The sequence below is a fragment of the Acidovorax sp. SRI_002 genome, assembly GCF_057586455.1.
In genome coordinates, this window is the sequence record NZ_JBYCZW010000006.1 from 271,176 (window position 1) to 296,409 (window position 25,234).

The following is a 25,234-nucleotide window of genomic DNA, read 5'->3' on the forward strand; positions in this document are numbered from 1 at the left end:
CAGATAATTCCCCCATGCAATTTCTCAGAGCGATTCTGACACCCCTTGTGGCCGCCACCCTGCTGGCTGCTACCGCGCCCCTTGTCATGGCGCAAAACCGTGGTGACGATACCCTGCTGGAGATGCAGCAGGCGTTCCGCAAGGGCGACCGCAACAAGCTCGCGCAGCTGCTGCCTGCGGCACGCGGCCATGCGCTGGAGCCCTGGGCTGCCTACTGGGAGCTGCGCGTGCGTCTTGGCGAGGCCTCGCCACAGGAGATCCAGTCCTTTATGCAGCGCTACGCCGGCACCTACCAGGAAGACCGCCTGCGCAACGACTGGCTGCTGCTGCTGGGTCAGCGCCGCGACTGGAGCCAGTTTGCCGAGCAGCACCCGAGCTACCGCATGTCGGACGACAAGGAAGTGCGCTGCTACGCCCTGCTGATCGACCAGATCAAGGGTACGGCACCAGCCACCGTGGCCGAGGACGTGCGCAGCAACTGGTATGCGATCCGCGACGCCGACGATGGCTGCACCCACGCCGCGCGCGAGCTGTATGGCTACAAGAAGCTCTCGGCCCTGGATGTGTGGCGCAAGGCCCGCCTGGGCGTGGAGGCCAACCGGCCCCGCGTGGTGCGCACGGCGGTCGAAATCGTCTCGCCGGAATCGCTGCCGCAACTCAAGGATGTGCTCGATGCGCCCAGCAAATACCTGCTCTCGCGCGCCACTGCCGCTGGCAAGGCCCGGCAGGAACTGGTGCTGCTCGCCCTGTTGAAGCTGGCCACCAGCGACCCGGACAGCGCGGCCTACCAGCTGGAGAACAAATGGGGCGTGCACCTCTCTGCCGAAGAGCGCAACTGGGCCTGGGGCGTGATTGGCAAGACCGCCGCGCAGAAGCTGGCCAGCAACGCCCATGGCTACTTTGCCAATGTGACCAAGGACAGCGACCTCAACGACGACCTGCTGGGCTGGAAGGTGCGTGCCGCCCTGCGCGCTGGCCAGTGGAAGGCCGTGGGCAAGGCGGTGGACGCCATGGGCCCTGAAGGCCGCCAGGACAGCACCTGGGTGTACTGGAAGGCGCGCTCGCTGCTGGCGGGCCGCGTGAGCGATGCCGAACGCGCCGAAGCACGGCAACTGCTCGAAGGCATTGCCGGAACGCGCGGCTTCTATGAGCAGCTGGCGCTCGAAGAGCTGGGCCAGCGCATCACCACGCCGCCCGCGCCCGCGCCCCTCACCGCCGAAGAAAAGGCCGCCGCTCGCGCCAACCCGGGGCTCAACCGCGCCCTGTACGCCATCCTGCTGGGCCTGCGCAGCGAAGGCGTGCGCGAGTGGAACTACACCACCAACCTGCACCAAAGCGGCGGCATGCCCGACCGCGAACTGCTGGCCGCTGCCGACTTTGCCTGCCAGCGCGAGGTGTGGGACCGCTGCATCAACACCAGCGAGCGCACCAAGAGCGTCGTGGACGTTACGCAGCGCTTTCCCACCCCCTTCCGCAGCGCGGTGGTGGAGCGTGCCAATGGCATCGGCCTGGACCCGGCCTACGTGTACGGCCTGATCCGCCAGGAAAGCCGCTTCATCATGGATGCGCGCTCGCACGTGGGCGCCTCGGGCCTCATGCAGGTGATGCCCGCCACCGCGCGCTGGACGGCCAAGAAGATCGGTCTGAACGGTTTCACGGCCGATCAGATCAACGACCGCGATACCAACATCACCATCGGCACCGCCTACCTCAAGCTCGCGCTGGACGACTTTGCGGGCTCCATGCCCATGGCCGCGGCCGCCTACAACGCAGGCCCCGGCCGCCCGCGCAGCTGGCGCAACGGCCCGGTGCTGGACGCCGCCATCTGGGCCGAGAACGTGCCGTTTGCCGAGACGCGTGACTATGTGAAGAAAGTGCTGTCCAACACCACCAACTACGCAGCCATGCTCACAGGCCAGCCTCAGTCGCTCAAGAGCCGCCTGGGCACGATCGGCCCGCGCGATGCGGCGTTGCCAGAGGTGAACAAGGATTTGCCCTGATGGGCCGGTGGTTGCTATAAATAGAAGAGCTGCTAGCGCTTATCGGATAAGCGCTAGGGCCTATTTTTTCCAATATTTTGAGGGGGAAGCCATGAGAAAACTGGGTTGGGTGGCCATGGCCTCCCTGGCGATGGTTCTGGGCGCAGCAGCGCAGGCGCAGCCGGTGTACAAGTGGGTCGATGCCGACGGTAAAACCCATTACGGATCGCAGCCGCCGCCTACCTCGCAGGATGCCGAGCCGATGAAGCTGCAGAACAACAACGGCACCAGTGGCAGCGGTGGTGCAGGCAGCAAGGGCAGCGCCTCTTCTGCTGGCAAGTCGGCGGGTGCCACCCAGTTCAACCCCGACGGCACCAAGAAGATTCCGAAAGACGTTCAGGAATTTGGCGAGGGGCTGAAGAAGGCCCTGGGCACGGTGGACGGCAAGCAAGTGCCGCTCAACTGCGCCACCGCCGTGGACAACATCCACTACCAAGCCGACCTCATGCTGGAAGTGGGCCAGAAGAACGTGCGCGACGGTTACATGGCCCAGGCGGACTTTGACAAGGCGGCACCCAAGATCCGTGAAGCCAAGGGCAAATACAGCGTATCGGACTGCCAGGGCGCATCGGGCAACAAGAAGGCGTTCTACCAGTGCATGTCCAGCAGCAACAACCATGTGACGGGGTGCGACAAGCAGCACAAGCATTGAAGCCGTGCCGAGGCGCTGTGTGCCGTCCCCCAAGAGGGATGCCTGCAGCGGCTCGGTCAAGGGCGTGCCATGGCGGTACTGACTGAGGTGCATTGCTGCGGTCAGCCGGGATGCCAAGGTCCGGGCCGACGTTGTATCTATGCGTTGTGCAGCATGTCGCCTTGGCGGGTGGCCGCACCGGACCGCACCAGTTCGTCGCTCAGGCTGCCAAGCCATTCAACCTCGGCCTGATCGGCAAAGTGGCGCTCGCGGAGCATGCCGAAGTAGGGCGTGGCCTGCGCCCAGGCAGCCAGGTCCTGGAGACTGATCTGCTGCCATTCCAAAAGCTTGTACTTGAGCAGCACCTTGGCCGCATAGAGCGCATGTTTGCCCGGGTTGCGCACAAAACCGTCCAGGCGGCGGCGTGCGCCATCGATGGCACGGGGCGCATCGGCAAACACCGGCCCGTGGCCGGGGATCACGACCTGGGGTGATAGCTGCTCGATCACATCCAGCGTTGCGGCCACTTGGGCGAACGCGTCTTCGCCTTCCAGCTCGGGAAACACCACGCCAAAGCCGTTTTCCCACAGCGCATCGGCCGAGATCAGCACACGGCCCTGGGGCTCGAACAAAACCACCGAATGCGGATCGTGCCCCGGCGCGGCATGCACCTGCCAGGGCTTGTCGCCCAGCAGTACGCACGAGTCGGGCATGAGCAGCGTGTCGGCCCGAAAGGGTGGGCATTCCTGGCCCGTCGGTGTGTAGCTGAGCGCATAGGCATCCCACTGGCGCACATGGTCGGCCTGGCCGGGTGGAATGGCCGTGAGCACGCCGGGCCAGGCCTTTTGTAGCGCGGCATTGCCGCCGCAGTGGTCGCTGTGCAGATGGGTGTTGAGCACACGGTCCAGCGCGCGGCCCTGCAGCGCGTCGCGCACCAGGTCCACAGTCTGTTCGGCATGGCTGCAGTAGCCGGTGTCCACGATGGCCGTGTCGTGGTGGCCGACGAAGAGGATGTTGTTGGCCGAGAGCCAGCCGCGTTCCAGGACGGTGATTTCAGGGGGGAGCAGGTTGTGTGGCGCAGTAGTGGGCATGAAGGCGAGAGTGAAGGCTTTGCGGCGGGTATCAATACAAACGCTGCGCCGCAGTCTGCTGTCCAGCGTACTGCAGGTCCAGCGTGCCTGCAGTCCTCCAAAACCCGCATGCCCGCGCCATCGATGCCGCTCGGCGGGACAGCGGCATCTGGCTGCGCGTGGCTACTGTGGCAAGGTCACTTGCACCACCGCGTTGCGGGTGCTGAAGAACAGCTTGGAATCCCGCACGGCAATGCCCACCGGCGTGTGAATGATGCCAGGGGCCTCTCCGGCCAGGAAGCCCTTCCGTCCGGCTTGGCCAACCACGGTGCTGACTTGTCCGTCTTTCGCAATCTTGCGAATCACGCTGTAGCGAGGGTCCGTCAAGTACAGGTTGCCCTTGGCATCGGCGGCCAGGCTGGCCGTGCCGCCCCACGTGGTGCGGAAATCATCAAAATCCGTTCCCCAGGGGATGGTCGCGGCGATCAGCAACGTGGAGTAACCCGCCACGGTCAACTGCGCGCTGGCGGCCGGGCCATCGACATAGCCTGCGGGAAGGTCGGCGCGACCGGCCACGGTGCTCACGACGCCTGCCGGCGTGATCTTGCGAATGGTGGGCCCGATGCCTGTGAAGGCGTCATGCAGTCCGTCGACCACGTACAGGTTGCCATCGGCATCCAGGGTCATGTTGCCCAGAACGGAGAAGCGTGCAGCGCTGCCCTGCCCATCCTGATGGCCGAGCACACCGGCATTGCCGGCCAGCAAGCTGGCGGTGCCTTGCGGGTTGATCTTCACGATGGTGCCGTTGACACCCGCTGCATAGACGTTGCCCCCTGCGTCCGCGACCAATCCGTTCACGGGGCCGCCGTACTTGTACGAACGCCCTGCGTATTCAAAAGGCGGGAACCAGGGGGAAAGGTCCGCCAGCACCCTGATGGCGCCCTGGGGCGTGATCTTGTAGACGTAGCTGGGCTGGTTCGGCACCCAAGCGTGGGAGGCGGTGTAGAGGTTGTCATTGCCATCGACGGCCATCGCCCGCCATGACGGCCTGCTCTGCACTTCGGTCGGAACGGTGTCCCAGGTGAGTGGCAAGGTGCTGGTGCTGCCATCCGATCCCACTTTGCGCAGGGTGGTGATGCTGCTCGCGTCCCCCACATACAACGCCCCGGCTTTGGCAAAGGCCATGGCGAGAGGAGCGATGAAACGGGCCTGCGACCCTGGGCCATCGACGGGCACCGGCTTGGGATCGTACGGCGTGGCCTTGCCCGCCAGAACGGAAGTCGTTCCATCCAGGCGGAATTTCTGGATCCACGCCGACAGCGAGTTGCCCAGACTGACGATGAAACTGCCGTTCGCATCGATGACAAGGCTTTTGGCCGTCTGCGCATCGGGAATGCGCAGCACCGTCGAGACGGTGCCGTCCTCGCCAATGCGGCGCACGGCGATCGAGTGGTCTTGGGTCGTCTCATACGCCGGGGGGTATTGGTCGAGGGCGTACAGTTTTCCAGATGCATCCAGTGCCAAGTCGAGCAAGGTGCCAAACCGGGCAGTGGCGGCATCGCCGTCCGTGTTTCCCCGGGCGTCTGCCGAGCCGGCGACGTGAACCAAGCCACCTTGTGGTGTGTATTTCTGGATGGTGCTGCCAGCGACAATGAACAGCGCACCCGATGCATCCACGACAAATGTGGAGGGCAGGTTCCATTTGCGCTCCAGCGGCAGGGTGCTGACCACGCCCGCCGGGGTGATCTTGCGGAAGGGGCGGTCGCCACCACTGCTCAACACATAGAGGTTCCCCGCACCATCCAGCCGGAGTGCGTCCACACCACAGAGCGTTGCTGCCTGCAGCGGGCCGTCGTCAATGCCGCATTCGCCGGGTTTTCCGGCCAACGTAGTGACCACTCCCTGGCTGTCGATCTTGCGCACGGTGTAGTTGTCCGCCACGTACGTGTTGCCCGTCGCATCGACAACCACCGCCGATGGGTTGTCAAAGCGTGCTGCCGGCCCCGGCCCATCGGCGTAGTTTGGGGGGCTGGCAAAGGAGAACGGGCGCGGGGGCTGCCCGCCCGCAACAGTGCTGACCGTGCCCGAGGCGGTCAATTTGCGTACCGCCTGGTTGGTTGAATCCGCCAACATCAGGTCGCCGGCAGGTGTCAACGCGAGTGCCGGAGGGGCTGCAAACAGTGCGTCGGTGGCTGCGCCATCCTGGTAGCCGGTGCCCTGCGTGGCGCCCGCGACCATGCTGAGCACGCCTTTGGGGGCGGGAGGTGGTGGGGTAGTGTCTTCGCCGTTACCGCCGCCGCAGGACACGGCCAGAAGGGAGAGGCTCAGTGTGACCATAAGCCAGGAACGGACGGATGGGGTTTGTCGTGACTCGGTTTTCACAAATGAATGCTCCGCATGAAAGTAGACGTGGATTTCTTCAACACCGGGCTCTCCGGCTGCCAATTGATTTGCGCACGGCCCCGAGAGTCTTATGTTTCAAACAGTTGCAAGTCAGCTCTGGGAGCTGGTCGTCGCCGGGGGGGCAATTACGCACCGAAGGGACCGCTTTGCTTGGTTCGGTTCCAAGGTTCTGGTTCTACAAAATGCCTCTCCAACATAAGCGGTTTCCAGTCGCCATGGCAGCGCAGTGTGGCGTACGCGCGGTTCGCGCGTAGTAGCGTCGCTCGCCTGCTGTCTTTGCCAAACGGCTGGGTTTTCGCTACTTAGGAAGGTTCACCTGCGTTACTGCATTGCGTGTCGCGAGGTACAGCTTTGAATCCCGCACGGCAATGCCGATAGGCGTGTGAATGATGCCCGGAAGATCCCCTCCCAGAAAGCCTCGCTGCCCGGCACGACCGACCAGCGTGCTGACTTGGCCTTCTGTGGAGATCTTGCGAACCACGCTGTTGACAGGATCCGTGACGTACAGATTGCCCTTGGCATCCATTGCGAGGCTGGCTGTGCCGCCGTTTTCTCCATTGAGAGAGCCAAAGTCTTGCCCGATGTAAACCCCGCCAGCTGAGTAGCTGCTGTAACTGGCTGCCGCAAAGCGCGCGCTGCTGGCCGGCCCATCCACCAGACCAGCAGGCAGATCGGCCCTGCCGGCGACGGTGCTGACCATGCCGGCAGGTGTGATCTTGCGGATGGTGGGGCCAATCCCGGTGAACGCGTCATTGAGCCCATCCACCACATACAGATTGCCCGCCTGATCAAGGGTCATATTCCCCAGGATGGAGAAGCGCGCGGCGCTGCCCTGTCCGTCCACGTGGCCCAATGCGCCGGGACTGCCGGCCAGCAAAGTGACCTCACCTGCGGCGGTGATTTTGAGGATGACGCCATTGACGCCCGCCGCATAGACATTGCCTGCAGCGTCGGCGGCAACCCCATTGATGGCGGCAGCATATCTGTAGGTGTTGCCACCATGGACGAATGGGGGAACCCATGTGGACACATCTGCCAGAACCGAGGCTTGGCCGGTGGGGCTGATCCTGAAAACCAGATTGGGATCGCCAGGAAACGGTGCCGTGGAGGCCGTATAGATGTTGTCCTGCCCATCTACCGCCATGGCCCGCCAGGAGGGGTTCGCAAAGCCTGCAGGCCATTGGAGCGGGAGTGCGCTTGTGGTGCCGTCGGGGCGGACGATGCGCACCCTGCCAGCGTCGTAGTCGCCCACATACAGCGCTCCTGACTTCGCCAGAGCCATCGCCTGAGGAGCCTTGAACCGCGCATCTGTGCCCGGACCGTCTGCAGCGACGGCCTCGGGATTCGCCGCCGTGGGCTTCCCGACAAGGGTGGATCGGGTGCCATCGCGATGGTATTTTTGAATCCACGTGGATTGGACATTGGCGAGGCTGACGATGAAGTTGCCGCTGCGATCAACGACCAGGCTTCTACCCCCCGAAGCCGCAGGGACTGTGAGGGTCAGGGTGGACACGGCCCCGCTCTTGGCGATATGGCGAATGGTGACCGGGTCATGTCCATCCAGCGCATAAAGCTCGTTGGAGGCATCCAGTGCCAAATCGTGGAGGATGCTGAACTTGGCCGTCACGGCATCGCCATCGGCAGCACCCTGAAAGTCTTGGTTGCCAGCGACATGGGTCACTTCTCCGGTGGGGGTAGATTTCTTGATGGAACTCCCGTGTGTGAAGTAGACGGTGCCGGAGGCATCTACGACGAACTTGGAGCGCTCCGGCTCCGGCAGTTCCATGGGCAGGGTGCTCGTGACGCCCGCAGGGGTGATCTGGCGAATCTTTGGGTAGGCGTAGCTACCCTGGCCGACATAGAGATTCCCGGCGCTGTCCAGCCTTATTTCGCGAGGAGCGCAGAGCGTTGAGCCCTGGGAGGGGCCGTCGGCATTGCCACACACGCCGGGTTTACCTGCGATGGTGGTGACGGCACCGGTGCTGTCAATCTTGCGCACCAGGTGGTTGGCTGTGTCCGCCACGTAGGTGTTGCCTGACGCGTCTGCTGCGACCGCTGTTGGATAGAAAAAACGTGCAGCTGGCCCCACGCCATCGGCGTAGTGGACAGTGACTGAGGGTGCAGGGGCCGGACTTTGGCCGCCTGCGAAGGTGCTGACGAGACCGGAGGTTGCCCATTTCCGGATGGCATGGTTGCCTGTGTCTGCCATCAGCAAGTCACCTGTGGGCGAAAGCGAGAGTGCTGGTATCCCGGAAAAAAGCGCATCGGCGGCGGCGCCATCCAGGTAACCGGACCGGTGGGTGGCCCCGGCCAGCAGACTGAGTGCAGGTGTGGGCTCGGGGACTGGGGTATCTGGGTTGCCTGCGTCCGGACCACTGCCGCTACCGCCCCCGCAGGACGTGGCAAAGATGGAAAGGCTGAGCAAACCTGCCAGCCAGGGGAGGGCAGGCCGATGCTGTCGCGACATGGGTTTCACAAGTGGTTCCTCCCTGATGAACTTGAAGCGGGCCTGCGCCAAGGACGGGCCTTTTCGCTGCTGGTTGATTATGCGTAGGGAGCATGGAAGTACGTGTTTGTTTCAACCTGTTGCAAATGCAGCGCCAGACGCCAGACCCGTGGCCCGGCGTTCTGGGCCGCGTCGACGAACTACCCAGGCCACGGCCAGCGTTGGTGCAAAGTCGCAGGAGCCGGGTGTGGGAAAGGTGCCTCTGCAGTCACCGGGGAAACGTATGGTTGCGGGACGTGGGCCGCGCTTTTCCCGCTGCTGCAACTCCAGCTCCGCTCCAGCTCGGGTCTACCGTGCTGGCTTGCCGACCCCCTTGAAGTGGCTCAATGTCCTGAGGTCAGAACGTCACGCCCGCCACCAGAATCACATTGGCATAGGGCGTGCACTCACCCGTGCGCACCATCACACGGGCTTGCTGGGTCAAGCGCTTGAACTCATCGTGCGATACGGCCTGGGGATCCACCGGCAAGTGGCACCAGGCGGGCAACTGCCCTCTATTGCGCTCCACGGCTTCGGTGGCGATCAGCGCTTTTTCGACCTGCATTTCGTCCAGCACCACCCGCAGCACATCGGCCACGGCCGGGATGCCCGGCGTCAGCGCCAGGTCAATGCGGCGCGGGCCATTGGGGATGGGCAGTCCCACGTCGCCAATCACCAGCATGTCGCCGTGGCCCAGGGTGGCGATGGCGTGGGAGAGTTCGGCGTGCAGCAGGGCGGTGCGTTTCACAGGGGGCTCCAGGCGGGCGGTTGGGGGCTTTGCGCCACGGCGGCGCGGGTGGGGATGGAAGGCTGGGCGCCGGGCTGGGTGACGCACAGCGCCGATGCGCGGATGCCTTCGCGCACGGCGGTGTCCAGGGATTCATCGCGTGCCAGCGCCACGGCCAGCGCGCCCAAAAAGGTGTCGCCTGCAGCGGTGGTGTCCACCGCCTGCACGACGAGGCCGGGGTGGTAGCGGCAGCCTGCGGCATCGGCCGCCACGGCACCGGCAGCGCCCAGGGTCACCACCACCTGCGCAGGGCCCTTGGCACGCAGGGCTTGTGCGGCCTGCGCGGCGTCTGCGGGGGTGGCGACACGCTGGCCTGCCAGCGCGGCGGCTTCCACCTCGTTGACCACCAAGACATCGACCAGCGGCCACAGCGCGTCGGGCAGGGGCTGGATGGGCGAGGGGTTGAGCAGCACGGGGCAGCCTGCGGCATGGGCCGCGTGGGCTGCGGCCAGCACCTGAGGCATCGGGATTTCGAACTGCAACACCAAGCCGCCTGCGCCTTGCACGACTGCGCTCAGGGCGCCGGCATCCAGCACAAACCGGCCATTGGCGCCGGGCACCACCACGATGCGGTTCTGCCCTGTGGCTTCGACCGTGATGGCGGCGACGCCGGTGGTGGTTTGCACATCGCTCTGCACGCCGCTGTGGTCAATGCCGTCGGCATCGAGCCCGGCGCGCAGCGTGTGGCCGTAGCCGTCATCGCCCACGCGGCCAAACAACGCCACCTGCGCACCCTGGCGCGCGCAGGCCACGGCCTGGTTGCCACCCTTGCCGCCGGGCACCAGGTGCAGGGCGTCGGCCAGCACGGTCTCGCCAGGGCCCGGCGCGTGTTGCACCTGCAGCACCAGATCCATGTTCAGGCTGCCAACCACGGCGATGCGCGGCGTGTGGGCGCTGCTCATGCCGCACCTCCGGACGCATGGGCCGTGGAGGCGCGCACGCGCAGCTCGGGCTGCAGCATCACCTTGCGCGCGTCCTGGCGCTTGCCGTCGATGCGTTCCAGCAGCATGTCCACCGCCAGCGCGCCGATGCGCTGCTTGGGCTGGGCCACGGTGGTGAGCGGTGGGCTGGTGAAGGCGGTGAGTTCGATGTCGTCAAAGCCGACGATGGACAGTGCCTCTGGCACGCGCAGGTCGCGTTCGTGCGCGGCACACAGTGCGCCCATGGCCATGAGGTCGTTACACACGAAGACGGCAGTGGGCGGCTCGGGAGCGCGCAGCACGGCGTGCATGGCTTCGTAGCCGCCCTGGCTGGTGAAGTTGCCGTGCCACAGCAGGCCTTCGCCGGTGCCGCAGCCCGCGTCGGCCAGGGCCGTGCGCCAGCCGGCAATGCGCTGCTCGCTGGGGGCAATGCCTTCGGGGCCGCCAATGCAGGCAATGCGGCGGTGGCCCAGCGACAACAGGTGGCGCGTGGCCAGCAGGCCGCCCTGCATGTGCGCGGTTTCCACCAGGTCGCAGGGCTGCTGCCCGGCGATGTCGATTTCGCGGTCCACCAGCACGGTGGGGATGGACAGGCCCGCCAGCTGCGTGGCCAGCGTGGCGTCATGCCCGGTGGAGACCACGATGAGCCCGTCGATGCGCCGCTCGGCCAGCACCTGCAGGTAGGTGCCCTGGCGGTGCGCCTCGTCGTTGGTGTTGCACAGGATGACGTTGTAGCCCGCGCCAAAGCAGCGGTCTTCCACGCTGTGCACGATCTCGGCAAAGTAGGGGTTGGAGCTGTTGGGGATCAGCATGCCCAGCGTGCGCGTGTTGTTGCTCTTGAGGCTGCGCGCAATGGCGCTGGGCACATAGCCCAGGGCGCGGATGGCGGCCTCGACCCGCTCGCGCCCCTCGGGGCTCACGCGGCGCGTGCCGTTGACCACGTGCGATACCGTGGTGACCGACACCTCGGCGTGGCGCGCAACGTCCTTGATAGTAGCCATGCAAAAAGAAGAATGAGGTCGTGGGTAGTGGGGCGGCTGGATGCGGGGTCAGTCTCTCAGACCTTGGCGCGGCGCTGGCGCAGCGTGTCCACGATCACAGCCGCCACGATCACAAAACCCGTGATGATGCGCTTGCTGGGCTCGCTGGCGCCCACCTGGGCCAGACCCGCCTCCAGCACCGCGATGATGAGCACGCCAAACGCGGTGTTGATCACCGAGCCGCGCCCGCCCATGAGGCTGGTGCCGCCAATCACCACGGCCGCAATCACCTGCAGCTCCATGCCGGTTCCAGCGTTGGGGTCGGCGGCTTCCAGCCGGGCCGACTGCATCAGGCCCGCCAGACCCGCCAGCAGGCCCGTCATGGCAAACACGATGACACGGATGGGGCGCGGGTCCACACCGGCCAGGCGCATGGCTTCTTCATTGGTGCCAATGCCCACCACGCAGCGGCCGAACACGGTGCGCGATAGCACCAGCTGCGCCACCACCACCAGCACCACGGCCAGCAAGAAGGCGAACGAGATGCCGCCAAAGAAGGGTGCCGACAGCCACGAGATCGCATCGCCCACGTACTGCGTGCGTGAATCGGTGACCACATAGGCGCTGCCGCGCACGGCTTCGAGCATGCCCAGCGACACGATGAACGAGGGCAGCCGCCATGCGACGGAAATCATGCCGGTGATGGTGCCGCACACCAGGCCCGTGGCCAGTGCCAGCGCGGCGGCGGCGGGCACCGTCCAGCCCCATTGCAGGATGGCGGCGGCCGAGGTGGCGGCGGCCAGCGCCATCACCGAGCCCACCGACAAATCGATGCCCGCGATGATGAGTACAAAGGTCATGCCCACGGCCATCACGGCCAGGGCCGGGATTTCGTTGGCGATGGTGATGAAGGTCTCGGCGCTCCAGAAGTATTCGGACAGCGACGAGAACAGTGCCACCATGCCCGCCAAAACGGCCAGCAGGCCCAGGTAGGTGCCCAGCTGGCTGCGCCAGACCGAGGCGGAGGAGGGCGCCGCAGCGGGCGCGGCAGATGTGGTGGGGGCGTTCATGCGGTCACAGGAGAAGAGGTTGAAGGGGTGGTGCTGGTGCGCCCGCCGGGCTCGGAGAACGCGGCCGCCAGCAGCGATTGCTCGGACCACTCGCCGCGCTCGAACACGGCCACCAGGCGGCCTGCGCTCATCACGCCGATGCGGTCGGCCATGGCCATGAGTTCGCGCAGGTCGGACGACACCATGAGCAGCGCGCGGCCTTCTGCGGCCATGCGGTCCAGCTCGCCATACAGCTCGGCGCGCGCGCCCACGTCCACGCCGCGCGTGGGTTCGTCGAGCAGCAGCACGCGGCCTTCGCGGTGCAGCCAGCGGGCAAACACCACCTTTTGCTGGTTGCCGCCGGACAGTTGCCCCACGGGCTGTTCGGCGCTGCGGCAGCGGATGCCCAGCGTGCGCACAAAGCCCTGCACCAGGCGGCTTTCGAGCCCGCGCTGCAACCAGCCGCCGCGCGACACGGCCGACAGGTCGGACAGTGTGGCGTTGATCCGGATGGGTTGCGACAGCAGCAGGCCCTGGGATTTGCGGTCTTCGGTGACCAGGCCCACACCGGCGGCGATGGCCTGAAGAGGCGAGGCGAAACCACGGGGAATCGTGCGGGGTGCGACCTGGAAAACCGCAGGTTTCTGGTTTGCTATGTTTTGTATAGCTGGTTGCGCTTGCGCATCAAGCGCTAGAGGCTGTTTTTGTTCATACTCTGGGTGCAGCGTCACGCTGCCGCGGTCTGCCCGGTCCGCGCCGAACAGCAGGCGGACCAGCTCGGTGCGGCCCGATCCAACCAGCCCGGCAATGCCGAAGATCTCGCCCGCACGCAACTCCAGGCTCACGTCCTGCACGGCGGTGCCCCGGCCCAGGTTGTCAGCGCTCATCACCACCGGGCCCACAGGGCGGCGCGGGCGGTGGTCCAGGTCGCTCACCACGCGGCCCACCATGCGCTGCACCAGGTCGTCCTCGCTCATGCCAGTCATGGGGCGCACGTCCACCAGGCGGCCATCGCGCAGCACCGCCACGCGGTCGGCAATGCGGCGCAGTTCTTCGAGCCGGTGCGACACGTAGATGATGGCCACGCCGCGTGCGGTGAGGTGCGCGATCTGCTCGAACAGGTAATTGGTCTCGCGCGGCGTGAGCATGGCCGTGGGCTCATCGAGCACCAGAATGCGCGTGTCGTCCTGCAGGTTGCGCGCAATCTCCACCATCTGCTGCTGGCCGATGCCCAGCTGCGAGACCGGGGTGGCGGGGTCGATGTTGTCGAGCCCGATCTTGGCCAGCTGCGCACGGGCGGCGGCGTGCAGCACATCGCGCTGCAGCCAGCCCAGCCGGTTCGGCAGGCGGCCCATCAACAAGTTCTCGGCCACGGTGAGCGTGGGCACCAGGCCCAGCTCCTGCATCACCATGCGCACGCCGTGGCGCTCGGCATCGCGGCGCGAGGTGGGGGCGTAGGCCTGCCCCGCCAGCTGCATGCCGCCGCGCGTGGGCTGCTCCAGCCCGCAGAGGATCTTGGACAGCGTGCTCTTGCCCGCGCCGTTCTCCCCGGTCAACGCCAGCACCTCGCCCGCAAACAGCTCCACGTTCACGCCGTCGAGCACGGTGGCGGTGTAGTCCTTGCCCACGGCCTGGATGGCGAGCAAGGGCGGGGACTGAGGAGCGGGCGAGCGACTGGGCATGGGGGCTTGAAGTGGGCGGCTGCAGGGCGGGGTTTATCGGTTGAGCGGCGAACAACGCCAGAAGGGCCTTGTTCGCCGCTCTCGGATTTACTTGCTGTCTTTCGTCACCAGCACCACATCCGTCTTCACCGCGGCGGGCAGCTGGTTCTGCGGCGTCTTGGCGGCCAGGGCCTTCTGCGCCAGTTCGATACCGAACACGGCCTGCTTGGCGGCGTACTGGTCGGCGGTGGCCAGCACGCGGCCGTCGGCCAACATGGGCTTGATGGCGCCGATGTTGTCGTAGCCCACCACCTGCACCTTGCCGGTCTTGCCAGCGGCCTTCACGGCGGCCACGGCGCCCAGGGCCATGCTGTCGTTGCCAGCCAGCAGGGCCACGAGGTCAGGGTGCTCGCGCATCATGCCGGCGGCCACGGTGTTGCCCTTTTCAATCTCCCAGTTGCCGGACTGCACACCCACCACGGTGATGTTGGCGGCCTTCATGGCGTCCTGGTAGCCCAGGGTGCGCTGCTGCGCATTGAAGGTGGTGGACACGCCTTCGATGATGCCGACCTTGTCGCCGGCCTTCAGCGTCTTGGCCAGGTGGTCGCCCACCAGCTTGGCGCCTGCGCGGTTGTCGGGGCCCACAAACGGCACGGTGATGTTCTTTTCCTTCAGCGCATCGGCATCGAGCTGGTTGTCGATGTTGACCACGAGGATGCCCTTGTCGATGGCCGTCTTGACCACGGGCACCAGCGCCTTGGAGTCGGCGGGTGCCAGCACGATGGCGCTGACCTTCTGGGCTACGGCCTGCTCGATCATCTTGATCTGGGCTGCCGTGTCGGTCTCGTTCTTGATGCCATTGGCCACCAGCGTGTATTCCTTGGCATGGGCCTTCTGGTGCGCCTTGGCGCCGTCTTCCATGGTGCGGAAGAACTCGTTGGCCAGCGACTTCATGATGAGCGCGATCTTGGGCTTGTCCTGCGCAAACGCAGGGCTGGCCAGCAGGCTGCCCACAACGGCGAGGGCGGCGGCGGTCTGAACGGAACGGCGGGTGAACTGCATGGGTGTTGTCTCCAGGTTGGAATGTGGACAAAGGCAACGCTGAACAAGCCTCTCGCGCCCGGCGCATCCCTGGCTCAGGACGGTCTGCAGCGTTGCAAATCCTCGCGATAGCTACGGCTATCACTGTGGTTTGCGCCTTGCAGCCCATCCCGATCCAGGGCCCGCCGCATCGCGGAGGCTTATTCAGCGTCGCCCTAAGGCGACCGACAGCGTGGAGGGAAATCCCCGGCAGCGCCCCAAAAAAGGAGCGGCTACGGATGCCCGGTGCCTTGTCGCGATTGGGATGATAACGAAAGCAAACGTTTGCGCAAACGTTTGCTAGTCAGTAAAAACCCGGAGATACAGACATTGGAGCACCTAGTGCAGGCGGCCGACCTGCGTGGTCGGAACCCAAGAAAAAGGGCGCCGAAGCGCCCTTGGGGAGGTGGCAGGGGGCGGCGCTTGGCGCGCTGCCCTTGTGAACAGCGTCAAGCCTTGCGCAATTCCCTGCGCAAGATCTTGCCCACATTGCTCTTGGGCAGCTCGTCGCGGAACTCGATGTACTTGGGGCGCTTGTAGCCCGTAAGGTTCTGGTGGCAGTAGTTCGCCACTTCGTCCTCGGTCAGGGCGGGGTCGTTCTTGATGATGAACACCTTGATGGCCTCGCCCTGTTTCTCGTCGGGAACGCCAATGGCCGCGCATTCGACCACGCCGGGGCACAGGCTGATGACCTGCTCCAGCTCGTTGGGGAACACGTTGAAGCCGCTCACCAGGATCATGTCCTTCTTGCGGTCGATGATGCGGGTGTAGCCCTGCGGGTCCATGATGCCGATGTCGCCCGTGCGCATGAAGCCGTCGGGCGTGAAGGCCTTGGCGTTTTCTTCGGGCTGGTTGTAGTAGCCCACCATCACGTTGGGGCCGCGGATGCAGATCTCGCCCGACTCGCCCTGGGGCAGGCTGTTGCCTTCGTCGTCCTTGATGGCGATGTCGATGCCCGGCAAGGGCAGGCCGATGTTGCCGCTGAAGGTGGTGCTGATCACCGGGTTGTTGGTGCCGATGGCGCAGGTCTCGCTCATGCCCCAGCCTTCGATCATGGTGCTGCCGGTCACTTTCTGCCACTGCTTGGCCGTGCCCTCGCTGGCTGCCATGCCTCCGGCCTGCGACACGCACAGGTGCGAAAAATCCAGGGTCTTGAACTGCGGGTTTTGCAGCAGCGCGTTGAACAGCGTGTTCACCGCAGGCAGCATGTGGAAGGGGCGCTTCTTGAGTTCGGCCACGAACTTCGGAATGTCGCGCGGGTTCGGGATCAGCGTGAGGCTGGAGCCTTGGCGGATGGCCAGCAGGCACAGCGTGAGCGCGAAGATGTGGTACAGCGGCAGCGCGGCAATGGAGTTGGCCTTGGAGAGGTCGCCCACCTTGGACAGTGCGGGCGTGAACCACGCCTCGGCCTGCAGCGTGGCGGCCACGATGTTGCGGTGGGTGAGCACCGCGCCCTTCGACAGGCCTGTGGTGCCGCCCGTGTACTGCAGGAAGGCGATGGAATCGAGCGTGGCCTGGCTGGGCGCGAGCGACTTGTGCTCGCCCAGCGACAGCGCCTTCTTGAACGTGACGACCTTGCGGCCGTTGGACAGCGGCAGGTCATACGCAGGCACCATCTTGGCCAGGTGGCGCACGGCAAAGGTGATCCATTTGCCAAACCAGAAGCCCAGCAGGTCGCCCATGGACGCCATCACCACATGTTTGACGGCCGTGTGGTCGATCACATCGGCCAGTGTGTGGGCAAAGTTCTCCAGGATCACGATGGCCGTGGCGCCCGAGTCCTTGAGCTGGTGCTCCAGCTCCCGCGCGGTGTACAGCGGGTTCACGTTCACGCAGGTGTAGCCCGCGCGCAGCACGGCGGCCATGGTCACGCCAAACTGCGGGATGTTGGGCAGCATGATGGCCACGCGCGCACCGGGCTCCAGGCCCAGGCTTTGCAGATAGGCACCCAAAGCGGCCGAGCGGCGCTCCAGCTCGCCATAGGTCATCCACTGGTCCATGCAGACCGAAAACGGGCTCGATGCGTGTTTGCGGAACGATTCTTCCAGCAGGTGGGCCACAGAGCGGTATTGCTCGGGCTGCACGTCGTGCGGTACGCCCGGGGGGTAGCTCTTGAGCCAGATCTTTTCCATGCGCTTGATTCCTTCGGTGCCAAATGCCAGTGATAGGTGGGCACAGATTGTGGAAGGCGGGCGCGTTGCGGGCTATCGGGCTTGTCCTAGTGTGTGGGCGAGCTGGGTCCCGCAGGTGACAGCGTCGGCATCGAACAATTGGTCCATCAGCGCCCGCTCACGTTGCTCGATGGTGGCCAGAAACTGCTCCACCCCGCCGCGCTGGCGCGCGAGCTGGCCGAAGGTGTCAAACCCCGCCTCCAGAAACTTCTGCAACGCGCCCATGCCCGCAGCGTTGGCCGGGCCGCGCATCATGCGCAGCATCATCCGCAGGCCGGGCGTGCGGGTGAGGCGTGCCAGGTCATTGCCCATGGCCAGCACGCGCTGCAGCTGCTGCTGGCGGGCGTGGCGCTGGCCTACGGTGCGCCAGGCGGCGGTGTAGCGGGCGGCAACGTTGGCCGCCTCGGCTTCGTGCAGCAACCACGCACGACCCATGTCCTGGTCCAGTCCCTCGGTCTGTGCATGCAGCACCGCCAGGGCCACAGCGGTGTTCACGACCGGTTGGGGGAACATGGTCTGCAGCGTGCCGGCGATGCGGCCGAACTGCAGATCGCGGTCGGTGTAGTCGGTGTCGCTGTACAGCTCTTCCAGAAAGAACTGCGCTGGGGGTCCGAACGAGGGCGAGCCCATCAGGTCCGCATAGGTGCCCCGAAAGCGCCGCGCCTGCAGGCTTTTGACGCTGCCCACCGCCGCCCCCAACGCCGGGTCGCCCGTGCGGTGCAGGCGCAGGGCGGTCACATCGGCAATGGCATCGCGGATGGTCTGGGCGGCATCCATGGGGAGGGGTCCTTTCAGCGTTCTGCGGGGTGCGGTGTCGGGCTGTGGTCAGACCGCACAATGCGGCTGGTCGATTACAACATTTGCCCATCACCACCATCATGATGATCGCGCGCTGGCAACGAATCCTTCTTCTGTGCATCCTGCTGGCCATGGCAGCCTGGCTGGTGTGGCAATGGCCCCATTCACCCTGGCGCGCCGTGCTGGGGGCCTTGGTACCGCTGTGTCTGTACTTGGTGGTGATGGCGGTGGAGTTTGTGCTGATGCATTTCACCAACCGCACCGACGCCGCGCCGCGTGCCCGCCTGTCGCAGGTCGTGGGTGCCTGGTGGGCCGAGGTGTGGGTGGCGTTGATGGTGTTTTGCTGGCGCCAGCCGTTTCGCCACCAGTCATTGCCCGATTGGCTGCCTGCGCAGCCCACCGGAAAGCGCGGCGTTGTGCTGGTGCATGGCTTCATGTGCAACCGGGGCCTGTGGCTGTCGTGGTTTGCGCATTTGCAGGCGCGGGGGCATGCCTATGTGGCGGTCAATCTGGAGCCGGTGATGGGCTCGATTGACGAGTACGCGGACATCATTGAAGACGCTGTGCGCCAAGTGACGGCGGCCACGGGCCAGGCGCCGGTGCTGTTGTGCCACAGCATGGGTGGCTTGGCGGTGCGGGCTTGGCTGCGGGCGCACCAGGCCGATGGCCGAGTGCACCGTGTGTTGACGCTGGGCACGCCGCATGGGGGGACGTGGTTGGGGCGTTTCAGCCGGGCGGTGAATGGGCGGCAGATGAGCTTGGCGGGGGACTGGGTGGTGGCCTTGCAGCGGGCGGAGCCTGCGGGGCGGGCTGCGTTGTTTACCTGCTGGTATTCGAACTGCGACAACATCGTGTTTCCGGCGACTACTGCGGCGTTGGTGGGGGCGGAACACCGGTTGGTGGAAGGGGTTGCGCATGTGGAGATGGCGTTTGACCCTGGGGTTATGCGGGCCTGTCTGGAGGAGATTGGGCGATAGTTTTTTTGGATGATTTTGGCTGCTAGTGCTTTTCTATCAAGTGCTAGCAGCTATTGTTTTTGTAGCTATTGAGTCTTGCCGGGAGCGTTTGGTCTTCGCTTGCTGAAGCCTGGGCTTTCGGTGGCTACTGCATGCCAGTGTTCCGGGCGGGAGCCGGGACTCGCCCCGGCGGGCGAGGTACTTGTTCTTTGCTTCGCCAATGAAAAGTACCCAAACGAAAGGCGACCCCCAGTCTGCGACCCCTTCGCGTTGCGAAGGGGCAAACCTGCGGCGGGGCGGTTGCGGGGTGCGCCGTGGAACTCGCTTTGCTGCTGCGCAGCGCCGCTCGGACAACCACGGCGATTCAGTTCACGAAGCACGCGCGCTCCGACGTGCGTGCCACCCCACAACCGCCCCGCCGCAGGCGCAGCCAGCAGGGGGTTGGGCAGTCGAACATCCAACAGCCGAACAGCCAAGCAGCCGCACGGGCCTTTGCTGCGCTCGGCCCCATCTCGTGGGCGCAAGCGCCTCGCGCTGCGCAGGCTGGGCCGAGTGCAGCGATGGCCCGTGTGGATGTCCGATTCGCGGGTTCCCTTCTGGAAGCGCCTGGGGCGCGCAGGGCGCGGGGTGGCGCGTGTGCCGAAGGACACACGCGCTTCGTGAACTGACTCGCCGCAGTTGTTTGAACGGAGCGCGTCAGCGCGCACTGAGTTCTGCGGCGCACCCCGTGACCGAGCACCCCAGGTTGCCCCGTAGCGCAGCGAAGGGGTCGCAGACAGCAGGGTCTGCCCTTTCTTTGGTGACTTTCTTTCGGCGACGCGAAAGAAAGTTACTCGCATGCCGGGCGACTCCCGGCCTCCGCCCTGAAACACAGGCAAGCCTTCCAAATTAGCACGCCAAAGCTTCAACAGGTTCAGCCCGTACGGCCGCTGAATGCTATGAAAATAGTAGCTATTGGTGCTTTATAGAAAAGCGGTAGCAGCCAATTTCATTCGAAAAGTCAAGCCGCAACAGCTTCCCGCTCATCCGCCGCAAACTCCGGCAACCCCCGCAGCCGCTCATAGATCGGCGCAAAGTCCGCCGCCGTCATCTCAAACAACTGCTCAAAACTGTCGATCACAAAATACGTCTGCTGGTACGTATCGATCTTGTACTTCGTGCGCATCGTCCTCTCCAGCGCCAGCGGAATCCGCTGCGGCTCCGGGCTCTGGACCGAATACGCCAGTTCGCCCGACGAACTCAGGATGCCAGCGCCATAGGCTCGCAACTCCCCCGCCTCGCGGATCAGCCCGAACTCGATCGTGTACCAGTACAAGCGGCTCAGCATCTCGCACGACCCCAACCCTTGAGCCTTCAGACCGCCCTGGCCGTAGCGCTGCACATAGTCCGCAAACACCGGGTTGAACAGCAGCGGCACGTGGCCGAATAGGTCGTGAAAAATGTCGGGCTCGACGATGTATTCGAACTCCTCGGGCTTGCGGATCCAGTCCGTCACCGGGAACTTGCGGTTGGCCAGCAAGGTGAAAAAGGGCACCTCGGGGATCAGACCCGGCACTCCCACCAGCTCCCAGCCGGTCGCTTTGTAGAGGCGCTCGTTCACCTCTTCAAAACGCGGAATGCGGTCGCTCGCGCCCAGTGAGGGCAGGGCGTCGATGAACGCCTGGCTGGCCAGGCCCGGCAGCAGGGCGCGCTGGCGCTCGTACAGACGGCGGTAGGTGTCGTGGTCGGCGGCGGTGTAGCTCGCGTAGTCCTGCGGGCAGGTGTAGTCCGCGTTGGCACGCGAGTAGTCGCCACGCGGGGGGCGGGTGGATTGGCCATAGACGACAGGGGCTTGTCCCATTTTTTCTCCTTTGCCGCCATGGTCGGCGCACCGCGACGGAGGTGCGCACCAGCCCATGCGGCTGCTAATCGATCTTGATCTTTGCGGCCCGGATCAGGAACTCGTACTTGCTGTTTTCCGAGCGCACAAACTGCGCAAACCCGTCGAGCGTCAGCTCTTCGGGCGTGATGCCCATCTTCTTGAACTTCTCCTTGCCAGCGGGCGAATGCATCGCTGCCGAGAACGCATTGGCATACCGGCGCGCGTCGGCATCGGGCAGCGAGGCGGGCGCGAACAGGCCGAACCAGGTCGACACGTTGAAGCCCTGCACGCTGTCGTTGATGCTGGGCACGTTCGGCAGCGCCTCGTTGCGGCTCAACGTGGTTACACCCAGCGCCAGCAGCTTGCCCGACTGGATCTGCGGCAACGCCGAGGCCAGGTTGTCAAACACCATCAGCACCTGGCCGGATTCCAGTGCCGCCAGCGCGGGCTTGGAGCCCTGGAACGGCGTGTGGCCCATCTTGGTGTTGGTGAGCGACTTGAACATCTCGGCCGAGATGTGGCCGATGCTGCCGTTGCCGCCCGATCCGTACTTGGCCTGGTCCGGGTTCTTCTTGAGGTACTGCACGAGGTCGGGCGTGGTCTTGATGCCCAGCTTGACCGCCTGCTCCGCATTCACCACCAGCACGTTGGGCGTGCGGGCTACCAGCGCGATGGGTTTGAAATCCTTGAGCGCGTTGTAAGGGAAGTTCTTGTACAGCCAGGGATTGACGGCGTGGGTGGCCACGGCGCCCATCAGCACCTGGTTGCTGGTCTTGGGTGATTTGGCGACCTGGTCGGCACCGGTACTACCACCCGCCCCCGGTTTGTTCTCCACGGTAATGGAGCCAAGCTGGGCTGCAGCACCCTCGGCCACGATGCGGGCCGAGGTGTCCAGCGGACCACCAGCGGGGTAGGGAACCACGATGGTGAGCGGGGCAGAGGGGCTTTGGGCCATGGCAAAGGTGGCCACACAGGTCAGGCCAACACTGAACAGGGTGCTACGGAGCGACATCGGGATCCTTATGAGTTCCGGGGAGCGCGCAGTATAGGCACCTGTTCAGGGTTAACCCTGGATGTCTGATGTCTTAGGTGTTCAGCACGCCACGGCGGATCTGGTCGCGCTCCAGCGACTCGAACAGCGCCTTGAAGTTACCTTCGCCAAAACCATCGCGGTAGTCGCCTTCGCGCTGGATGAATTCGAAGAACACCGGGCCCAGCATGGGGGTGGAGAAAATCTGCAGCAGCAGGCGGGGCGTGCCGTCGGCCGTGGTGCCGTCCAGCAAGATGCCGCGCGACTGCAGTTCGGGCACAGGCTGGCCGTGGCCGGGCAGGCGGGTGTCCAGCATTTCGTAATAGACCTCGTTGGGCGCGGTGGCCAGCTGCACGCCGGCCATGCCCAGCTTGTCCACCACGTCCAGCAGGTTGTCGCAGATCAGCGCGATGTGCTGGATGCCTTCACCGTTGAATTGCATCAAGAATTCTTCGATCTGGCCGCCGCCCTGCTTGGATTCTTCGTTCAGCGGGATGCGGATCTTGCCGTCGGGCGCCGTCATGGCCTTGCTGGTCAGGCCCGTGTATTCGCCCTGGATGTCGAAGTAGCGGATCTCACGGAAGTTGAATAGCTTCTCGTAGAAATTGGCCCAGAAGCCCATGCGGCCGCGGTACACGTTGTGCGTAAGGTGGTCGATGAGGTTCAGGCCATGGCCCACGGGGCGGCGGTCCACGCCTTCGATGAACTCGAAGTCGATGTCGTAGATGGACTTGCCGTCTTCAAACCGGTCGATCAAATACAGCGGTGCGCCGCCAATGCCCTTGATGGCGGGCAGGCGCAGTTCCATGGGGCCGGTGGGGATCTCGATGGGCTGGGCGCCCAGCTCCAGTGCGCGGTTGTAAGCCTTGTGCGCATCCTTCACACGGAAGGCCAGGCCACAGGCGGAGGGGCCATGCTCGGCACCAAAGTAGGCGGCCTGGCTGTGGGGCTCGCGGTTCAGGATGAAGTTGATGCCGTTCTGGCGGTACAGCACCACATCCTTGGAGCGGTGCTTGGCGACCAGGGTGAAACCCAGCTTTTCGAACACGGCCTCCAGCACGCCGGGCTGGGGCGAGGTGAATTCGACGAACTCGAACCCCATCAGGCCCATGGGGTTGTCCCAGGCTTCGAGCTGGGCGGCGGTTTCTTGCGGCAAGGCGGCGTTCATGGGGTGTCTCCGGCATTCGTTGAGGAATGTCATGGACTGTAGGCGCGCCCTGCCTCATGTTTCTGGCGAAATCAAGAGGTGTGGGCCTCCGATTTGCAGGAATGTTGTGAATGATCAAATTTCAGCGCAAGACGAGGGCGCTACCCCGGTATGTGGCGGCTGTCTCTTGCGTGGGGCCAGGGGAGCTCAGGAGCCTGACGCAGTAGGTGGCAGGCGCCGCAGCGCCAGGGCGGCGTCGATGCGTTGTTGCTCCTCGGCGGAGAAAAGCTGCTGGCGCAGTTGCTGCAATGCGGGGCCTTCGCCTTGTTGGCCGCGCGTCTGGTTGTACTGGTCAAGCCGCTGCTGCCAGTGTTGTTCTTCCCGGTCGAGCTGGGCCATGGCGTGGGCGGCGGCCTCGCCGTATTGCGCACTGCGGGCCGCGTGGCGGGTGCGTTCGTCGGTGTTTTGCGCGTTGAACGCGGCGGTTTGGGCGGCGGCGTTCAGGTGTTCGGTGGTGGCGGCGCGCTCGGCGCGGCGCACTGCAGGCAATTCGTTCTCTGCATCGCGCAGGGCCTGGGCGCGTTGTTCGGCGGTGAGCTGGGTGTTGCGGGCAATCTCCAGGCGTGCCAGGGTGTAGCGGTCCAGCTCCGCCTCTCGGGCGAACAGGGCGTCGTGTTCGGGGCCGTCAAAAAACTGCTGGCGCACTTTGTGGCGGGCTTCCAGCGCCTCCCGCAGGGCACCGGGGTCGTTGGGGTCCTGGGGCGGGCGCAGCTGGCCGAGCGCCACGCGGTAGTCCACGTAGCGCTCGGCCAGTGCCAATGCGCGTGTGGCCAGGGCTGCGGGGAAGTGTTTGCCCACCAGCGCGGCCAGGCGTTGTTTGAGTGCGGCGGGGTCTGTCGCGCCGTCCTCCAGGGCTTCTGTGAGCAGTGCCTCCAGCGTGTCGCGCAGGCCGTGCACCAGCAGGGGGTCTTCACCGCGGTCGGGGTCGGTGGCGCGGCGGATGGCAAAGAAGCTGCTCTCCATGGGCCGCGCCGACAGGCTCTGGCCTGCACCGCCGGTTGGCGCTGCCGCCGCGCCGGGCACCGAACGCGGGTCCACCGCGCCCGGCAGGCCTTGCTGCGAACCCGGCCACCACACCACGGTGGCCGTGGCGGCGACCAGTGCCACTCCTGCGGCGAAGGCGCGGGCGCGGTTCACGGCTTACAGGCCCTGTGCCTTGAGGCGGTTGGCGTGCTGGCGGTACAGCGTCACTGGGTCTGTGGAGAACCAGTCGCGCAGGCCCAGCAGCTGGTTCACTTCGTCGAGGTGGTTCTGCCGGTAGTCGCCCAGGTGTTTGCCCAGACGCGAGGAGCAGGCCGACACCAGGCCGTCGTTGGCTTCGCCGAAGACCAGGCCCAGCACGCCCAGCAGGGCATCGCTGGCATCCAGCACGTTGGTCAGGGTCTTGGTGCCCGTCCAGGAGTAGTAGCGCACGCCGTTGACGAGTTCCGCGCCGCTACCGCAGCCAGAGGTGGGGACGCCTTGCGGAAAGCGTCGGTTGAAGGCGGCGGAACCGGCGGTGGTGAGCGAGTCCAGCGCGGCGGTAGGCATCTGCGGCAGGCCCGAGCCGCCCGAAGTCAGGTTGATCAGCGCGACCAGCGCCGACGTCGCCCCGTTGGCGATGGTTTCGGAGACCGAACCCGCGGGTGCCACGCCACGCATGATGTCCGCCACCCGCGATCCCCGGTTGACCCCACCGACCGAGGTCACCGAGGCAACCTTGCCCGGCGCCACCCCGGCCACGTAGCGTGCCGTAGGCCCGCCGTGCGAATGCCCCACCAGGTTCACCTTGGCCGCGCCGGTGATGGCCAGGATGGTGTTCACCTGTGCGAGCAGCTGCTCACCCCGGACCTCGGTGCTGTTGGCGGCCGACACCTGGGCCACGTAGACCTTGGCGCCGCCCTGGCGCAGGGCGTCAGGGATGCCGTAGAAGTAGTCGACACCCAGGGCCGAATCAAACCCGAAAAGTCCGTGCACAAGCACGATGGGGTAGCGGGTCTGGGTGGTGCCCGTCTGGGCTTGCGCGCTGGCGCCGACGAGCAGCAATGCGGCGGTCGCGGCCAGAACAAATCGCCGCAAAAAGCGGCTGAGGAATCCGGTCATGCAGTTGTCTCCATAGGTATGTTT

19 protein-coding genes are annotated in these 25,234 nt (G+C 65.3%); 3 read left to right on the forward strand and 16 right to left on the reverse strand.

Features of this window, described 5'->3' with window-relative positions:
• Window positions 1–14: 14 nt before the first annotated feature.
• Both AC2YJX_RS18160 and AC2YJX_RS18165 read left to right on the forward strand, forming a co-directional pair.
• Entirely contained in the window at window positions 15–2,000 is a 1,986-nt protein-coding gene (locus AC2YJX_RS18160; protein WP_228897440.1) for a lytic transglycosylase domain-containing protein, read from the forward strand.
• A gap of 91 nt (window positions 2,001–2,091) precedes the next feature.
• Complete coding sequence (locus tag AC2YJX_RS18165; protein WP_121422203.1) at window positions 2,092–2,691, forward strand: DUF4124 domain-containing protein; 600 nt, start codon at window positions 2,092–2,094, stop codon at window positions 2,689–2,691.
• A 137-nt stretch (window positions 2,692–2,828) separates the two neighbouring features.
• On the opposite strand, the gene AC2YJX_RS18170 is transcribed toward AC2YJX_RS18165, so the two are convergent.
• From AC2YJX_RS18170 to AC2YJX_RS18220, 11 genes are all read right to left on the reverse strand, one after another.
• Window positions 2,829–3,761 carry an MBL fold metallo-hydrolase gene (locus tag AC2YJX_RS18170; protein ID WP_121507636.1) on the reverse strand — a complete coding sequence of 311 codons (933 nt, stop codon included), beginning with the start codon at window positions 3,759–3,761 and terminating at the stop codon, window positions 2,829–2,831.
• A gap of 162 nt (window positions 3,762–3,923) precedes the next feature.
• Entirely contained in the window at window positions 3,924–6,077 is a 2,154-nt protein-coding gene (locus AC2YJX_RS18175) for an NHL repeat-containing protein (RefSeq protein WP_487256872.1), read from the reverse strand.
• A 364-nt stretch (window positions 6,078–6,441) separates the two neighbouring features.
• Window positions 6,442–8,619, reverse strand: a complete 2,178-nt coding sequence (locus tag AC2YJX_RS18180) for an NHL repeat-containing protein (protein WP_487256873.1) — start codon at window positions 8,617–8,619, stop codon at window positions 6,442–6,444.
• Window positions 8,620–8,986: 367 nt separating this feature from the next.
• Complete coding sequence (gene rbsD / locus AC2YJX_RS18185) at window positions 8,987–9,376, reverse strand: D-ribose pyranase (RefSeq protein ID WP_121507634.1); 390 nt, start codon at window positions 9,374–9,376, stop codon at window positions 8,987–8,989.
• A complete protein-coding gene (gene rbsK / locus AC2YJX_RS18190; protein WP_487256874.1) occupies window positions 9,373–10,317 on the reverse strand; it encodes a ribokinase in 945 nt (314 codons plus the stop codon). Before rbsK ends, rbsD begins: the two co-directional genes overlap by 4 nt.
• A complete protein-coding gene (locus tag AC2YJX_RS18195; RefSeq protein ID WP_121507632.1) occupies window positions 10,314–11,336 on the reverse strand; it encodes a LacI family DNA-binding transcriptional regulator in 1,023 nt (340 codons plus the stop codon). The genes rbsK and AC2YJX_RS18195 overlap by 4 nt, the downstream gene beginning before the upstream one ends.
• Window positions 11,337–11,392: 56 nt before the next feature.
• Window positions 11,393–12,385, reverse strand: a complete 993-nt coding sequence (locus AC2YJX_RS18200) for an ABC transporter permease (RefSeq protein WP_121507631.1) — start codon at window positions 12,383–12,385, stop codon at window positions 11,393–11,395.
• The gene (locus AC2YJX_RS18205; RefSeq protein ID WP_487256875.1) at window positions 12,382–14,046 is read right to left on the reverse strand and encodes a sugar ABC transporter ATP-binding protein; all 1,665 of its coding nucleotides are present in this window, start codon (window positions 14,044–14,046) and stop codon (window positions 12,382–12,384) included. The genes AC2YJX_RS18200 and AC2YJX_RS18205 overlap by 4 nt, the downstream gene beginning before the upstream one ends.
• A gap of 87 nt (window positions 14,047–14,133) precedes the next feature.
• Entirely contained in the window at window positions 14,134–15,087 is a 954-nt protein-coding gene (locus AC2YJX_RS18210; protein ID WP_487256876.1) for a substrate-binding domain-containing protein, read from the reverse strand.
• Window positions 15,088–15,554: 467 nt separating this feature from the next.
• Window positions 15,555–17,237 carry an AMP-binding protein gene (locus tag AC2YJX_RS18215; RefSeq protein ID WP_487256877.1) on the reverse strand — a complete coding sequence of 561 codons (1,683 nt, stop codon included), beginning with the start codon at window positions 17,235–17,237 and terminating at the stop codon, window positions 15,555–15,557.
• A gap of 72 nt (window positions 17,238–17,309) precedes the next feature.
• Entirely contained in the window at window positions 17,310–18,053 is a 744-nt protein-coding gene (locus AC2YJX_RS18220) for an FFLEELY motif protein (protein WP_487256878.1), read from the reverse strand.
• A 104-nt stretch (window positions 18,054–18,157) separates the two neighbouring features.
• Here AC2YJX_RS18220 and AC2YJX_RS18225 point away from each other — a divergent pair, with 104 nt between their 5' ends.
• Window positions 18,158–19,051, forward strand: coding sequence for an esterase/lipase family protein (locus tag AC2YJX_RS18225; protein ID WP_487256985.1), 894 nt, complete (start codon window positions 18,158–18,160; stop codon window positions 19,049–19,051).
• A gap of 979 nt (window positions 19,052–20,030) precedes the next feature.
• Here the strand turns inward: AC2YJX_RS18225 and phhA are convergent.
• The 5 genes from phhA to AC2YJX_RS18250 form a co-directional block, all read right to left on the reverse strand.
• Window positions 20,031–20,870: a phenylalanine 4-monooxygenase gene (gene phhA / locus AC2YJX_RS18230; protein ID WP_121507627.1), complete on the reverse strand. Its 840-nt coding sequence runs from the start codon at window positions 20,868–20,870 to the stop codon at window positions 20,031–20,033.
• 64 nt (window positions 20,871–20,934) lie between these two features.
• Window positions 20,935–21,903 carry a Bug family tripartite tricarboxylate transporter substrate binding protein gene (locus AC2YJX_RS18235; RefSeq protein ID WP_218298896.1) on the reverse strand — a complete coding sequence of 323 codons (969 nt, stop codon included), beginning with the start codon at window positions 21,901–21,903 and terminating at the stop codon, window positions 20,935–20,937.
• Between the two features lie 73 nt (window positions 21,904–21,976).
• The gene (gene hppD, locus AC2YJX_RS18240; RefSeq protein WP_056059508.1) at window positions 21,977–23,089 is read right to left on the reverse strand and encodes a 4-hydroxyphenylpyruvate dioxygenase; all 1,113 of its coding nucleotides are present in this window, start codon (window positions 23,087–23,089) and stop codon (window positions 21,977–21,979) included.
• Between the two features lie 186 nt (window positions 23,090–23,275).
• A complete protein-coding gene (locus AC2YJX_RS18245; protein WP_487256879.1) occupies window positions 23,276–24,265 on the reverse strand; it encodes a lipase secretion chaperone in 990 nt (329 codons plus the stop codon).
• A gap of 3 nt (window positions 24,266–24,268) precedes the next feature.
• Window positions 24,269–25,210, reverse strand: a complete 942-nt coding sequence (locus tag AC2YJX_RS18250; RefSeq protein ID WP_487256880.1) for an esterase/lipase family protein — start codon at window positions 25,208–25,210, stop codon at window positions 24,269–24,271.
• Between the last annotated feature and the right edge of the window lie 24 nt (window positions 25,211–25,234).

What these genes read in the sequence shown, in the direction of transcription:
- AC2YJX_RS18170 (WP_121507636.1), bottom strand. Translation starts at nt 3,761, where the DNA reads ATGCCCACTACTGCGCCACACAACCTGCTCCCCCCTGAAATCACCGTC.
- AC2YJX_RS18235 (WP_218298896.1), bottom strand. Translation starts at nt 21,903, where the DNA reads ATGTCGCTCCGTAGCACCCTGTTCAGTGTTGGCCTGACCTGTGTGGCC.
- AC2YJX_RS18225 (WP_487256985.1), top strand. Translation starts at nt 18,158, where the DNA reads ATGATCGCGCGCTGGCAACGAATCCTTCTTCTGTGCATCCTGCTGGCC.
- AC2YJX_RS18215 (WP_487256877.1), bottom strand. Translation starts at nt 17,237, where the DNA reads ATGGAAAAGATCTGGCTCAAGAGCTACCCCCCGGGCGTACCGCACGAC.
- AC2YJX_RS18205 (WP_487256875.1), bottom strand. Translation starts at nt 14,046, where the DNA reads ATGCCCAGTCGCTCGCCCGCTCCTCAGTCCCCGCCCTTGCTCGCCATC.
- rbsK (WP_487256874.1), bottom strand. Translation starts at nt 10,317, where the DNA reads ATGAGCAGCGCCCACACGCCGCGCATCGCCGTGGTTGGCAGCCTGAAC.
- AC2YJX_RS18160 (WP_228897440.1), top strand. Translation starts at nt 15, where the DNA reads ATGCAATTTCTCAGAGCGATTCTGACACCCCTTGTGGCCGCCACCCTG.
- AC2YJX_RS18175 (WP_487256872.1), bottom strand. Translation starts at nt 6,077, where the DNA reads ATGGTCACACTGAGCCTCTCCCTTCTGGCCGTGTCCTGCGGCGGCGGT.
- phhA (WP_121507627.1), bottom strand. Translation starts at nt 20,870, where the DNA reads ATGGGACAAGCCCCTGTCGTCTATGGCCAATCCACCCGCCCCCCGCGT.
- AC2YJX_RS18250 (WP_487256880.1), bottom strand. Translation starts at nt 25,210, where the DNA reads ATGACCGGATTCCTCAGCCGCTTTTTGCGGCGATTTGTTCTGGCCGCG.
- AC2YJX_RS18165 (WP_121422203.1), top strand. Translation starts at nt 2,092, where the DNA reads ATGAGAAAACTGGGTTGGGTGGCCATGGCCTCCCTGGCGATGGTTCTG.
- AC2YJX_RS18200 (WP_121507631.1), bottom strand. Translation starts at nt 12,385, where the DNA reads ATGAACGCCCCCACCACATCTGCCGCGCCCGCTGCGGCGCCCTCCTCC.
- AC2YJX_RS18220 (WP_487256878.1), bottom strand. Translation starts at nt 18,053, where the DNA reads ATGGATGCCGCCCAGACCATCCGCGATGCCATTGCCGATGTGACCGCC.
- AC2YJX_RS18210 (WP_487256876.1), bottom strand. Translation starts at nt 15,087, where the DNA reads ATGCAGTTCACCCGCCGTTCCGTTCAGACCGCCGCCGCCCTCGCCGTT.
- AC2YJX_RS18195 (WP_121507632.1), bottom strand. Translation starts at nt 11,336, where the DNA reads ATGGCTACTATCAAGGACGTTGCGCGCCACGCCGAGGTGTCGGTCACC.
- hppD (WP_056059508.1), bottom strand. Translation starts at nt 23,089, where the DNA reads ATGAACGCCGCCTTGCCGCAAGAAACCGCCGCCCAGCTCGAAGCCTGG.